The sequence below is a fragment of the Bacillus sp. D48C genome (genome assembly GCF_053345735.1).
In genome coordinates this window covers 233,461-246,313 of the sequence record NZ_JBKFAQ010000005.1, presented here as the reverse complement: position 1 = coordinate 246,313, position 12,853 = coordinate 233,461, and the positions used below count along the sequence as shown (strand labels likewise).

At 35.3% G+C, this 12,853-nt stretch carries 14 protein-coding genes, 1 riboswitch and 1 other annotated feature; of the genes, 2 read left to right on the top strand and 12 right to left on the bottom strand.

All coding sequences use genetic code 11. The features are described 5' to 3' along the window. Position 1: 1 nt before the first annotated feature. The 9 genes from ACLBXA_RS15440 to gltP all read right to left on the bottom strand — a co-directional run bounded on the left by ACLBXA_RS15440 (position 2) and on the right by gltP (position 7,676). Positions 2-340 carry a DUF3922 domain-containing protein gene (locus ACLBXA_RS15440; RefSeq protein WP_118961699.1) on the bottom strand — a complete coding sequence of 113 codons (339 nt, stop codon included), beginning with the start codon at positions 338-340 and terminating at the stop codon, positions 2-4. A 57-nt stretch (positions 341-397) separates the two neighbouring features. Then, positions 398-1,030 (bottom strand): response regulator, encoded by a 633-nt coding sequence (locus tag ACLBXA_RS15435; protein ID WP_000598702.1) that lies wholly within the window; start codon positions 1,028-1,030, stop codon positions 398-400. After that, positions 1,027-2,082 (bottom strand): sensor histidine kinase, encoded by a 1,056-nt coding sequence (locus tag ACLBXA_RS15430; RefSeq protein ID WP_000744327.1) that lies wholly within the window; start codon positions 2,080-2,082, stop codon positions 1,027-1,029. The genes ACLBXA_RS15435 and ACLBXA_RS15430 overlap by 4 nt, the downstream gene beginning before the upstream one ends. Beyond that, on the bottom strand, positions 2,082-2,822 hold the full coding sequence (liaF, locus tag ACLBXA_RS15425) for a cell wall-active antibiotics response protein LiaF (protein ID WP_000716094.1): 741 nt from the start codon (positions 2,820-2,822) through the stop codon (positions 2,082-2,084). The genes ACLBXA_RS15430 and liaF overlap by 1 nt, the downstream gene beginning before the upstream one ends. 107 nt (positions 2,823-2,929) lie before the next feature. After that, a complete protein-coding gene (locus tag ACLBXA_RS15420) occupies positions 2,930-3,592 on the bottom strand; it encodes a PspA/IM30 family protein (RefSeq protein ID WP_000814131.1) in 663 nt (220 codons plus the stop codon). 47 nt (positions 3,593-3,639) lie between these two features. Next, the gene (locus tag ACLBXA_RS15415) at positions 3,640-3,996 is read right to left on the bottom strand and encodes a lmo0954 family membrane protein (protein ID WP_000808640.1); all 357 of its coding nucleotides are present in this window, start codon (positions 3,994-3,996) and stop codon (positions 3,640-3,642) included. Positions 3,997-4,177: 181 nt separating this feature from the next. Next, positions 4,178-5,494: a Na+/H+ antiporter NhaC family protein gene (locus ACLBXA_RS15410; protein WP_000665498.1), complete on the bottom strand. Its 1,317-nt coding sequence runs from the start codon at positions 5,492-5,494 to the stop codon at positions 4,178-4,180. Between the two features lie 94 nt (positions 5,495-5,588). Continuing rightward, a riboswitch (SAM riboswitch) is annotated at positions 5,589-5,694 on the bottom strand. 120 nt (positions 5,695-5,814) lie between these two features. Continuing rightward, positions 5,815-6,333 (bottom strand): DUF402 domain-containing protein, encoded by a 519-nt coding sequence (locus tag ACLBXA_RS15405; RefSeq protein ID WP_000824630.1) that lies wholly within the window; start codon positions 6,331-6,333, stop codon positions 5,815-5,817. A 68-nt stretch (positions 6,334-6,401) separates the two neighbouring features. Then, a complete protein-coding gene (gltP, locus tag ACLBXA_RS15400; RefSeq protein ID WP_000821134.1) occupies positions 6,402-7,676 on the bottom strand; it encodes a glutamate/aspartate:proton symporter GltP in 1,275 nt (424 codons plus the stop codon). A 494-nt stretch (positions 7,677-8,170) separates the two neighbouring features. Here gltP and ACLBXA_RS15395 point away from each other — a divergent pair, with 494 nt between their 5' ends. Together ACLBXA_RS15395 and ACLBXA_RS15390 are read left to right on the top strand one after the other, a co-directional pair. Next, positions 8,171-9,445: a murein hydrolase activator EnvC family protein gene (locus ACLBXA_RS15395; protein ID WP_000726091.1), complete on the top strand. Its 1,275-nt coding sequence runs from the start codon at positions 8,171-8,173 to the stop codon at positions 9,443-9,445. A gap of 101 nt (positions 9,446-9,546) precedes the next feature. Beyond that, a complete protein-coding gene (locus ACLBXA_RS15390) occupies positions 9,547-9,705 on the top strand; it encodes a hypothetical protein (protein WP_001096007.1) in 159 nt (52 codons plus the stop codon). A 25-nt stretch (positions 9,706-9,730) separates the two neighbouring features. On the opposite strand, the gene ACLBXA_RS15385 is transcribed toward ACLBXA_RS15390, so the two are convergent. The 3 genes from ACLBXA_RS15385 to ACLBXA_RS15375 form a co-directional block, all read right to left on the bottom strand. Next, a complete protein-coding gene (locus tag ACLBXA_RS15385; protein WP_000665434.1) occupies positions 9,731-11,086 on the bottom strand; it encodes a sodium-dependent transporter in 1,356 nt (451 codons plus the stop codon). Between the two features lie 111 nt (positions 11,087-11,197). Further along, positions 11,198-11,446 (bottom strand) — a binding site (T-box leader). Between the two features lie 64 nt (positions 11,447-11,510). After that, complete coding sequence (locus tag ACLBXA_RS15380) at positions 11,511-12,125, bottom strand: NAD(P)-binding protein (protein WP_000283361.1); 615 nt, start codon at positions 12,123-12,125, stop codon at positions 11,511-11,513. After that, entirely contained in the window at positions 12,100-12,852 is a 753-nt protein-coding gene (locus ACLBXA_RS15375; RefSeq protein WP_447617307.1) for a sirohydrochlorin chelatase, read from the bottom strand. The genes ACLBXA_RS15380 and ACLBXA_RS15375 overlap by 26 nt, the downstream gene beginning before the upstream one ends. Position 12,853 lies beyond the last annotated feature (1 nt).

Genomic DNA, 12,853 nt, shown 5'->3' with positions numbered 1-12,853 from the left:
TTTACATTTGATAAGCAGTATGATTAAAACTACTTATTTTATACGCTTTCGTATAATATTCAATATTCGTATCAACTGTTTCTACCTTAACAACATCATAGCAGTCTTCTTGCTTTACTAAAAATAAATAGTATTCCTCTGTTGCCTCAATAATCGCAATTTTATCTGTTTCAACATTATATTGTTCACAAAGCGCTTGTAATGCGTTCACATAATCCCCTAATTTTTTAGACTTATCCATTCCGAATATAGTTTGAACTAACATATACATTCTCCCCTTTGTATGTACTGTTAACAACTTAATGATAACGCTTACATTTATTAGCGTCAATAAAAAGATTTGATGCAAACTAATAATCAATGGGGATAGTCCCCCACTGATTAAAGTTGCACTTTATCATTTCGTTAATTGATGTCTAAATGCATAAATAACCGCCTGTGTCCGGTCACTTACATTTAGTTTATTTAATATATTACTCACATGTGTCTTTACTGTTTTGAGGGCAATAAACAATTCATCTGCAATCTCTTGATTACTTTTCCCCTCTGCAATTAATAACAAAATTTCAGACTCTCTTTCTGTTAACTCCTCATGCAAAGGTTGCTCTTTCTTTTGACGCATACGGGACATCATTTTCCCGGTAACTTTCGGCTCTAATACCGTTTCTCCATCATAAGTAGCTCGTACAGCGTCCGCTATATCACTTGCTCTTGATGTTTTTAATAAATAACTAGTCGCCCCAGCCTCAATAACAGGATACAATTTTTCGTCATCTAAAAAGCTTGTTACAACTACAATTTTTGCTTCTGGCCATTCTTGAATAATAGCACGTGTTGCTTCGACACCATCCATCTCATCCATAACAAGGTCCATTAAAATAATATCCGGTCTTAATTGCAGTGCTAATTCTGATCCTTTTTTTCCATTTTCAGCTTCCCCGACCACTTCAATATCTGGTTGTGTAGATAAATATGCCGATACACCCATACGAACCATTTCATGATCATCGACAAGCAATACTTTTATCATACTTCTCCCCCTCTCTCAAGCATAATCGGTACTTTCACTTCTATTTGTGTACCTTTGGCCGGGAAACTCAGTACCTTGAGTGTCCCACCAATTTCATGAACACGCTCTTGCATCGATCTTAAGCCATAGGAACCGGCTTTATTAACGCCTACTTCAAACCCAACACCGTCATCAATGATTTTTAAAATCGCATATTGATCAATTTTTCGAAGGCGCACTTCTGTTTTCTTTGCCTTCGCGTGTCGCAACGTATTTGATAGCGCTTCTTGCACAATACGGAATAAATGATCTTCTACACCTTTTTTTAATTCTATTGGCTCAATAAGCCATTCAATTTTCATATGTTGTTTTCGCGATAATTCCGTTAATAATTCCTCTATACCTTCTGTCAGTTTCTTACCTTCCAATTGTACAGGACGTAAATGAAGGAGCAATGCTCTCATTTCTGATTGAGCATTTACAACCATATTTTCAACAAGTTGTAATTGTTTTTTTGTCACATCTGGAAATTCAGTTATTTGTTCATTAATCGCTGACATCATCATCGACATTGCGAAAAGCTGCTGACTTACTGAATCATGCAACTCCCTTGCTAAGCGATGCCTTTCTTGAGAAATCGCTTCTTGTCTCATCTCTTCATTCCAATGAGCTCGTTCATTCGTTACTTTTTGAAAGAGTCCAGCTTGCTCCTCTAATCGACGAGCCAGAACGATTACTTTTCGCTCCACTTCATGAAATTCATCATCCGCAGTAAACGAAACATCACTCGGAAAATTCCCTCGCTCTACTTCAAATAGAAAAGTATTTAATCCTTGTATACGCTGCTCTATATAGTAACCGATTGCATATCCTACAATTCCCCCGATAAGTAAACTTGTAGTCATAATAAACAAGCCAATTGGAACAGAAGCGATGGATTCCTTCCATAATAAATCATACACTTGTTGCTCGCTTTTCCAAACATATACAATTGTACAAATGAGTGCGATACTAACAGAGGACAACATAGAATAACGAATATACATCCACGAAATATTTTTTTGTTTCTTCATTATACTTTCCTCACTTCCGTGTCGCCTACGACAAGCGAAGAAATAATTTTAATACGACGAGGAGCCTCTTTATACTGCTCTGTTCTAAATGTAACATTGCGGTTAAACCCTGTCTCTTCATGACCTGGCAAGAGCACACGGCCGACAATAACAGAGTGATTTAAAGAAAGTTCAATATCATATGGCACATATAAACGAATATTACCAACGACACCTCGAATAACAATTACTGTTTCTCCTTCTGGAATCATAGCAGTTGTTAAATCTATTTCCACATCACAAGCACCATATTGAACATTAATATCCTCAAGTTCATAAATATGATCCATCATTCGTACATTGCCTACAAACATATTTTTCAAATATGGTTCTGTACGATATATTTGCTTCTCTTCGTCTATAATCCCTTTTTCTTTAATTTCAACCTTCATTGCTTTTTGCTGATGTCCTTGTTGAATCAATTGATAACCAATTAAAGCTAAACAAGCAAATACGACAAGAACAAATGCTGCTGATGAAAATAAGAAAAATAAAAATACGATACCACCAACAAATAAAAATACATTCCCCCGTACATAACGATTCTTTTTACGATAATGCCTTCCAAACATAAGCATAATAAATGCAAAAATGAGACCACCTGGTTCAAAATGTCCAAGTATCATATCAAGAAAAAGACCGAACCCAAATATGATGAGGAGCATCCCCATTAATTGTGTCTTTGAAAAATGTTTCTTCACTTCAGCTCCCCCCCTTCTTGTCACATATACATAGAAGAAAAGGCATTGCTTTCCAACACCTTTTCTCCTATCACTATATCATAAGCCTGTTTTATAATATACTACTATTATTTTGTTAACTCTTTCGTTAACGATACATCATTCTTTTCTTTCATTTCACGCTCAAGTTTTGCAATTTTCATATCAAATGTGTCACGCTCATGCCCTTCATTCATACGAGTTTCTAAGTCACGAATGTGATCTTCAATTTCTTCAAATCGTAAGAACGGATTATTTTCATCCATTTTATGCATCGCAGTATTCATCCGACGATTTGCATGTGCCATATTTTCACGTGCCATTAGTTCCATACGCTTTGCGTGCATTTCTTTTAATTTATTTTTCATTTCAGAAAGACGACGCTCTAACTCATCAATTTGCTCTACAACACCTGCATACATTTCTTCTAATCGAGTTACTTGCCCTTCATAATAAGCTACCTCTTCTAACGCACGTTCGTGCAATTGTAATTCGCCTGCTTCTTGAGCAACGATAGCTTGCTTTGATCTTTTATTAACGAAATAACGTGCTTGCTCAAGCTCACGAGCGAAGTTAGATTTTAATGTTTTATGACGCTCAATTAACTTCTCAATTTTTGTTATTTCACGCTCACTATCACGTAAATATTGGTTTAACATCGCAATTGGATTTTTTCTTTCCTTCTCATCTAACACGTTATGAAAATCAGCTAAAATTGCATCGCGTACACGTCCGAATAAAGATTGTTTCATTATAAATCTTCCTCTCTTCTACTTTAATTATAATTTGATTTATTGTTTTAGTTTTTCATTAATTTGTTCCACTCATCTTCAAAGTTGCTATATGGTTTAGAACTTTCTGGAGCAGATTCAACAACTACATCTTTTTCTTTTTTCCACTCACGGTATCCGTAGTATAAAACCACTAAAGCAGCGATACCGATTAATGCTGGTGAATGAGAAAGTGCAATGGATAAACCGATTAAACCAACAATACCCCAAGCTAACTTTCCAAAAAATGATTTAGCTCGCACAAATGATTTATAGCTCCAATATACAACTCCTGCTCCGATTGCGAATCCTACAATACCAGCAAGACTACCAAGAGCAATTAAAGCCAAAATACCGGCTGCGATAAACGCTAGAAATTGTTTCATCTTGTGCTTGCCTCCCTTCGATTTGATACTCTTATCTTAACTATTTTTTCATCTTTCCATAACGAGCTTAAGAACCGTTTTTAACTCAGACTTAAGACCGAGTCATATTCAGCCCTTTACGCAAAAAAACGTGCAGAGTCTATTCTCTGCACGTTTTTTAATTACTAACGTTCATATTAGATTAAGCTGTTTTATGATACTTTTTTTTCTCAGCTACTTTCGAAAACCTTGGAAACCCAATTAAAATAGAAACAATCCCACATACTCCAACTAAAATTGGATAAAATGCATATGGTAACAATTCAACCGGAGATAACGCTGCAAATCCTGCTGCCGTTAACATTTGGGCACCGTACGGGATCAACCCTTGCACACAACATGAGAAAAGATCTAATACACTCGCTGATTTACGAGGATCTATTTCATATTGATCCGCAATATTTTTTGCAAGCGGGCCTGTAAAAATAATCGAAATCGTATTATTTGCTGTACACATATTCGTCATACTCACTAAACCAGCAATACCAAATTCCGCTCCTTTTTTCGAACGAATATTACGTGTTAATACATTCATTAAATATTGAATACCACCATTATATTGGATTAATTCAACCATACCGCCAATTAATATAGCAAGTAATACTAACTCCATCATACCGCCCATTCCAGTCGTTACACTTTTAAAGAAACTTTCTAACGTGTAACTTCCATCTATAAGACCGATAACACCAGATAGTACAGTTCCACCAGTTAATACGATAAGTACATTCCAGCCAAGTAGAGCTGTAATAAGTACTCCTGCGTACGGTAAAATCTTTATCCAATCAAAGCTATGCGCTTTAACCTGCGTATCACTTCCTGAAGTAACTATTACTAATAGTACAATTGTAATAATAGCCGCTGGTAATACAATTAAAAAGTTCGTTTTAAACTTATCTTTCATTTCTGTTCCTTGTGAACGAACAGCTGCGATTGTTGTATCTGAAATAAATGATAAATTATCACCAAACATCGCTCCGCCAACAACAGTAGCCATCGTAAGCGCAATTGAGATATCAGTTTGACCACTAATACCTACAGCAATTGGTGCTAACGCTGCAATTGTTCCCATTGAAGTCCCCATAGCTAATGAAATAAATGCACCAATAACAAAGATTCCAGCTACGATAAATCCTGGCGGTAAAATAGTTAACGCTAAATTAACAGTTGAATCTACCCCGCCCATTCCTTTAGCAGTTTCAGAAAATGCACCAGCAAGCACAAAAATTAATACCATAATCATAATATCTGGATTTCCTGCACCTTTAGCGAACCGCTCTACTTTCACATTAAAACTTTCTTTACGATTCATCACTAAAGCAACTCCTACAGCAATTGAAATCGCTACAAGTATCGGCAATTTATAGAAATCACCTGTAATAATTCCAGAACCAATAAATAGCGCCAAAAATATCCCAAGTGGTAATAAAGCTAAACCATTTCCTCTCGTTTCTTTCAAAGTACCATCTCTCCCTAGTTTCAACCTTTTTCTAATGAATAACAAAAGACCTCTTCCGATGAGAAGAGGTCTTATACATCTATAAGAAACACTCTTCTCATCTTTCAAGCACACGCTTGCTGGATTTGGCACAGCACTCTGAAATCGAGTCCGCTGCCGAGGCATCGTAGGGCCAGTCCCTCCGCCTCTCTTTATAAGAAGGTTTCATATTTATTTTTTAATAATAATTTCTTCCCTAACTTTACTCGCTTACAAAACAAAAGTCAATTATTTTTTGTATAGATTTTTTTGGTAATTATACAAAAATTTGAATACAACAATCATTTTAACTTTTCGATTTCTTCTTCCAATATTGAAATCCAATAAAATTCACTATTTTTTATTGCTGCTAATATCCATTTCGTAGTGTACCAAGCTAACTCATACTCTTCCTTCGTGACATCGCCACTTTTATAAGCATCCTCTAGCTCTTCTTCATCTAATATATACACCTTACCGCTGGGTAATAATACTACATCTAAATATAAATCATCAAAATACGGTAAACCACGATCGTCTATTTCATATTCTTTCGTCACATCAATATAATATTGCACTAAATTGTGCCTATCATCTAACATAGCTGTAATCGCAAAGTTCTTTCCATTAATGAAATATTGAACCCACGTATACCCATCACTTGCAATACAAATTTCTTTACCATCATATTCTTTACAACTAGGCTCTCTCACTTTTTTTATATCCAGTATTCCGAGCATTCCCTCTTCCACTTGCTTAACCGTATAACTCTTTTCTATTAGTCTCTTCCACGAAGCACCGTCACCATATTTACGTTTCATTATGTCTGCTCCTCTTCTATATACAGAAAAGCTCCCACATATTATGTGAGAGCTTGTTCATATTATAATTAAGCAGCTTGACCCTTTTCAGAAATCTCTTTTAAATAAGCTTGTCCTTTTTCAGCGTCATATTGACCTTCCCACTTAGACATAACTACAGCTGCTAAAGAGTTTCCTACAACGTTAACTGCTGTACGAGCCATATCTAAAATACGGTCAATACCAGCAATGAACGCTAAACCTTCAGGTGGAATACCTACTGTACCAAGTGTCGCTAATAATACAACGAATGATACGCCCGGTACACCTGCGATACCTTTTGAGGTAACCATTAATACAAGTAATAATGTAATTTGTTGTGTAATAGATAAATCAATACCGTACATTTGCGCCAAGAAAATCGCCGCAATTGCTTGATATAAAGTTGATCCATCTAAGTTAAATGAATAACCTGTCGGAATAACGAAAGATGTAATTGCTTTCGGACAACCGAATTTCTCCATTTTCTCCATGATTTTCGGTAAAACTGTTTCTGAGCTTGCTGTAGAATACGCTAAGATCAGCTCGTCTTTTAAAATCTTAAAGAATTGGAAAATGTTAATTCCAAATATTTTCGCTGTAAGTCCTAAGACAACTACGACGAAGAAGATCATTGCTCCATATACGACAATTAGTAATTTCCCTAATGGAATTAATGAAGCAAGACCAAATGTAGAAACTGTAACACCAATTAGTGCAAACACACCAAATGGTGCAAATTTCATAACTTGGTTTGTTACATAAAACATTGCGTCAGCTACACCTTGGAAAAATTGAAGAACTGGTCTTCCTCTTTCACCAATTGCTGCTACACCTAAACCAAATAGTACAGAGAAGAATATAATAGCAAGCATATCTCCGTCAGCTAATGACTTCATAATGTTCGTTGGAACAATATTTACAAATGTATCTGCAAATGAATGACTTTGTACTTGCTCTGTTGTATGTGTATATTTTGAAATATCTGTCTTTGTTAACTGCTCCATATTCACGCCTTTTCCTGGTTGGAAAATATTCGCTATTAATAGACCAACAATAATTGCAATTGTTGTAATAATTTCAAAGTAAATAATTGTTTTTCCGCCTAGTCGACCTAGTTTTTTAACATCGCCAACACCAGCAACCCCAACAACAATACTTGCTACAACAATCGGTACAACGATCATTTTAATTAATCGGATGAAAATATCACCAATTGGTTGTAAATAACTCACTACAGCCGGATTGCCAAAGAAAATCGCCCCAACTGCAATACCAAGTGCAAGTCCTATTAATATTTGCCATGCAAGTCCTATTCTTTTCATATTTGTTGTAACCCCCTCTTCGATGTGTCACTCTATCTCTCATTCTATCTCTATAAAACTAAGAAATTAAGAGTATTACATATTATTCGACAATTCACTACATTTTGTCCCTGTTAAAAATCATAAATCAAAATTTAAAATCTGACAACAAAATAACTTTGCTCGAACACAAATAATTTTCTTGACAAAAAATAAACTCATGTCAGAAAACCTCACATGAGAACGATTCCTTACTAGTATTTCATTGGCTTTCTAAGTAATATTTCACCCCATAAAAACTCTTACTTCCCTCCTGCATTTTACAAATAAATCAAAAATTTACCTTTGTTACACATATAAATAAAATGTAAGTACTATGACAATTAAAGTTGAAAAATGATAAATTCCGACAAAACTTAGCAATTTTATAAAGTTTTCTTTACATTATGATTACAACGATAGACACCCTTCTTCTTATGATATATAACATTCATAGGGAAAGGAGTCAGACAACAATGAAAAAGAAATTTGCAGCGTTTAGTGTTTTAGCAGCAGGAACGATTTTTGCTTCCCCGTTACTTTCACCCGTATACGCTGAAACGAATCAAGATAAATTAACTAACATTCAATCTGAATTAGAAGGCAAACAAAGTGACTTACAAAATAAATCAGTCGAGAAAGAACAAATAGAAAAAGAAATTCAAGAATTACAGAAGAAAATCGATGAATTAACTACTTCTATTAATAAAAACGAGGCTGAATTAAACGATACAAAAAAAGAAATTAGCAAAACACAACAAGTAATTACTGACAAAAAGAAACATATAGAACAATTACAAACAAACATAGATACACGTCAGGAAGTTATTAAACAACGATTACAATCTATGCAAGAAAAACCGCGTACAAATATCATTACAGAAGTATTAACAAACTCTACAAACATTGCTGATCTTGTTGATAATATGTACTCCGTAAGTTTAATATTAAACAACGATACAGATATTGTAAAAAAACAAACATCTGATCAAAATGCTGTAACTACAGAAAAAGAAGCTGTTGAGAAAAAAGAACAACAACTGAAAGAATCTGAGCAAAAACTAGAACAAAAACAGCAAGAATTACAAAATAACCAACAACAGCAACAAACTCTTATTAACGATCTACATACGAAAGTAGCAAAAGTAGATTCAGAGATTGAAGGATTAGAAGAATCCAAAGGTATTTTAGAAAATCAACGTCAAGCTGTTCAAAAAGCAATTGAAGAAGAAAAACGTGCCGAAGAAGCTCGTAAAGCGGAAGAAGCTCGCCAGGCAGAAGAGGCTCGCAAACAACAAGCTACTAAATCTGCTCAAGCAACTCAAGCAGCTCCAACACCACATGATACAAATATCGGTGGCTTTATCAAACCAGCAGCTGGATCAAAAACATCCGGATTCGGTGTACGTTCTTTAGATAACCATAAAGGAATTGACATCGCTGCTTCGGGAACGGTTCCAATTATCGCTGCTGCAGATGGCGTTGTTATTCGCTCAGAATTATCATCTAGTTACGGAAACGTAGTGTACTTATCTCACCGTATAAACGGAAAAACATATACGACAGTATATGCTCATATGAATAGCCGTTCCGTATCGAATGGACAAACTGTAAAACAAGGCGATCAGCTTGGATTTATGGGGAATACGGGCCAATCATACGGACAACATTTACACTTCGAACTTCATCTTGGAGAATGGAATGTCGGCAAGACAAACGCAGTTGACCCATCTCCTTATATCGGATTATAAAAAACCTCGGTGCCTACCGAGGTTTTTTATTTACACTTCACACAATATAGGCATTCTACATAAACTATAACTAAATGCCTATAGTTTACGAGGTGATCCATATGAATACGCAATTACAACAAAAAATAGAAGAAGCTAGAACGACATATATCGGCCGGATATTTACATTTGGCGGCTCAGTTTTATTTTTAATCGGTTCATTCCTCGCAGTCACCACAGCCTATAAAGCGTATAATCGGCTATTACATTCATCAACATAAAAAAGACGGTAGATCCCCGTCTTTTTTATGCAAACATTTTAAATATACCTATCGCATTTAAAAATACAATTATTACAGTTACCGGAATGACATAACGAAGTAAGAAGAACCAAATGTTAAATAACGTTTTCCCTTTCGTTTCCGTCACTTCTAATTCTTTCATCAACAATTCTTTACTCATTTTATTTGGTACAAATAATGAAATAGCTAGTACTCCTAACGGCAGCAATACGTTACTTACTGAAAAGTCGACTAAATCAAAAAATGTTTTCCCGAATATTTTCACGTCACTCATTATTCCAAATGATAACGCTGATGGAATACCGACTGCAAAAATAAGAATACCAATTAATAATGATGCTGACGGACGCTTCTTCTCATTACCTTTCGCAACAGATGCTACTACAATTTCAAGCATTGAAATTGCTGATGTTAAAGTCGCAAAGAAGAATAAAATTAAAAACATAATAAAGAAAAATTGACCAAATGGTATTTTTGCAAATACTGCTGGAAGGACGATAAACAGTAATCCCGGTCCTTCAGTCGGTTTAACTCCTAATGCGAAAATCGCTGGGAAAATTGCTAATCCTGCAAGTACTGTAACAAAAACAGTTAAACTTACAATAGATGTTGCTGATTTCGCTAAATGTTCTTCTTTCTTTAAATACGAACTATACGTTACCATTACCGAGGCACCTACAGTTAGCGAGAAGAAAGATTGTCCCATCGCATATAAAATCGTATCTGCTGTAAGCTTTGAAAAATCTGGCTTTAAGAAGAACTCTACTCCAGCAAAAGCACCATCGAGTGTTAACGCACGAACAATAATCGCTATAAATAAAATAAATAATAGCGGCATCATGTACTTACTTGCCTTTTCTATACCTTTCTCTACACCTTTACTTACGACAAAAATTGTACAAAGCATAAAGATAAATTGTGCTCCAATCGCACTTAACGGATTTGAAATCGTTTCACCAAACAATTGTCCATAATCAGCTACTCCATTCCAGAAACTGCCTGTCACACTATAATATAAATAAAGTAAAATCCATCCACCTACAACACTATAAAAAGATAGTACACTAAAACAAGTAACAACTCCCATACGACCAATCCAAGGATATAATTTGCTATTTGGCACTAATACTTTATAAGCTGTAACCGCCTCTTTTTGCGTGCTACGTCCAATAACAAACTCCGCTATTAGAAGAGGCATACCTATAAATAAAGTTAATAGTAAAAATACAAGGAAGAATGCTCCTCCCCCGCCATTACCTGCAACATATGGAAATTTCCATATCGCACCAAGACCTACTGCGGCTCCGGCTGCTGCGAGTACAAAGCCTATTTTCGACGTCCATTGCTGTGTTTCTTTCATCATAAATTCTCCTTTTCTGAATATTTAAACTTTTGTTAATTATACACTTTCATTTCATACTCGCACACCTCCTTTAGAAAATAAAAAAGTCCTCTACACGCAAATATGCATGTAGAGGACGATATATGTAATGTAAATACCGTGGTACCACCTCAATTGGATTGATAAATCCCACTTGTTCAAGTACAGGAATAATTCCGATACTCTATCCTTTTAACGGCGGAACCCGGGTTGCCTACTACAATGTTCAACATACCTCTCGCAAGCCCATTCTGTATAATTTATCGTACCGGGCTCCCACCTAACCCCAGCTCTCTGAACGCATCAAATATACGTACTCTTCTTGCTCATCGATTTCATCTATTGAAGTTACTTGTGATTATAAATTATATTTTTATATTTGTAAAGCGCACTTTATCTTTTATTATTTTAAAACCTTTTCCTCTAATTCTCGCAAAAAACTTTCTCTTTTCCCCTCGTTTTGCATATATACTGATTTCAACACTTCCTGGAGCAATATATTTCGTTCCCTCTTTTCTAACTGTAAATCTTTTAACTTCACCCTTACTTCATATAAAAAATCTAAATACGATTCATATGTCTCATCATATTTATTTGCAATCTCATCTCGAATTTTTTTTGCGAGCTTCGGGCTCGCTCCCCCAGTAGAAACTGCTATATTAAGCAAACCACGATGAATCGCTGCCGGAAAATGAACATTACCACTTTCCGGATTTGTAATAACATTTACTAATTGATTCTCCGCGGCATCTTCAGCAACTTGTTCATTTAATATTGAATCACTACTCGCTGCAACAACTAAAAAAGCACTTTTAATATCACTTTTTTCATATTCTCTTTGATACCAACGAATTTTCTTTTCTTCCACAAGTTTTACTAAATTCGCATCTAATTCTGGACTGATTACAACTATATCTGCACCTTGTTTGAGTAAAGGAATAATTTTAAATCCTGCAACTTTTCCCCCACCAATAACAACAACACGTTTCTCATTAACTCGCACTGTAAGTGGATACATACTGATCTCCCTTCAATAACTCCGTCGTTTTCTGAATTAACATATCTTGAAACGCTTCATTCTTCCCTAAATATGGACTGATTTTTATCTCTTCCAATTCATATTGGCGCACTTCTTTCTCAATATGTTTCATAAGTAAACCTGTAAATAACAAGTAGGGCAGTACAACGATGTTCTTTTCTTTTCGTTCTACAACTTCCTTTAATTTCTTCTCAAATTTCGGCTCCGCAGCTGCTAAAAAACAAACTTCTACTTTAGCAATTTTTTCTTCTGCTTGAAATAAAGTAGCGATCCGATTTATATCTTGTAAAGTTTCAGGATCGCTACTACCCCTTGCAACGAGTAAAAGTGTTACTTCATCTTTATATTCTTTAATACCACTTCCGTTATATACCGACTTTATAAGCGTCTCTGATACACCAAACGGATTACCATACGTCACCTTAATATTAGGGTATTGATTATTTAACTTTTCTAATTCAAAAGGAATATCATTCTTCACATGGCCTGCTGCTAATAAGAAAACAGGAATAGCAATAATCTCTGTCGCACCACGCTTCGCACATGTACGAAATCCTTCTTCAATAGAAGGATTCGCCAGCTCTAAAAAACAAACTTCTTGAATAGCCGCTTCTATACGGCTCATACATGTCGTAATAAATTGAATTGCCTCTTCTTTCGCTGCCCTCAAACGACTTCCATGACATATATATAAGACGGCTTTCATT

Excerpts from the sequence above, each read along its gene's own strand:
- ACLBXA_RS15435 (WP_000598702.1), bottom strand. The coding sequence starts at position 1,030 with ATGATAAAAGTATTGCTTGTCGATGATCATGAAATGGTTCGTATGGGT.
- ACLBXA_RS15385 (WP_000665434.1), bottom strand. The coding sequence starts at position 11,086 with ATGAAAGAAACACAGCAATGGACGTCGAAAATAGGCTTTGTACTCGCA.
- ACLBXA_RS15415 (WP_000808640.1), bottom strand. The coding sequence starts at position 3,996 with ATGAAACAATTTCTAGCGTTTATCGCAGCCGGTATTTTGGCTTTAATT.
- ACLBXA_RS15395 (WP_000726091.1), top strand. The coding sequence starts at position 8,171 with ATGAAAAAGAAATTTGCAGCGTTTAGTGTTTTAGCAGCAGGAACGATT.
- ACLBXA_RS15405 (WP_000824630.1), bottom strand. The coding sequence starts at position 6,333 with ATGAAACGTAAATATGGTGACGGTGCTTCGTGGAAGAGACTAATAGAA.
- ACLBXA_RS15420 (WP_000814131.1), bottom strand. The coding sequence starts at position 3,592 with ATGAAACAATCTTTATTCGGACGTGTACGCGATGCAATTTTAGCTGAT.
- gltP (WP_000821134.1), bottom strand. The coding sequence starts at position 7,676 with ATGAAAAGAATAGGACTTGCATGGCAAATATTAATAGGACTTGCACTT.
- ACLBXA_RS15380 (WP_000283361.1), bottom strand. The coding sequence starts at position 12,125 with ATGTATCCACTTACAGTGCGAGTTAATGAGAAACGTGTTGTTGTTATT.
- ACLBXA_RS15430 (WP_000744327.1), bottom strand. The coding sequence starts at position 2,082 with ATGAAGAAACAAAAAAATATTTCGTGGATGTATATTCGTTATTCTATG.
- ACLBXA_RS15375 (WP_447617307.1), bottom strand. The coding sequence starts at position 12,852 with ATGAAAGCCGTCTTATATATATGTCATGGAAGTCGTTTGAGGGCAGCG.
- ACLBXA_RS15390 (WP_001096007.1), top strand. The coding sequence starts at position 9,547 with ATGAATACGCAATTACAACAAAAAATAGAAGAAGCTAGAACGACATAT.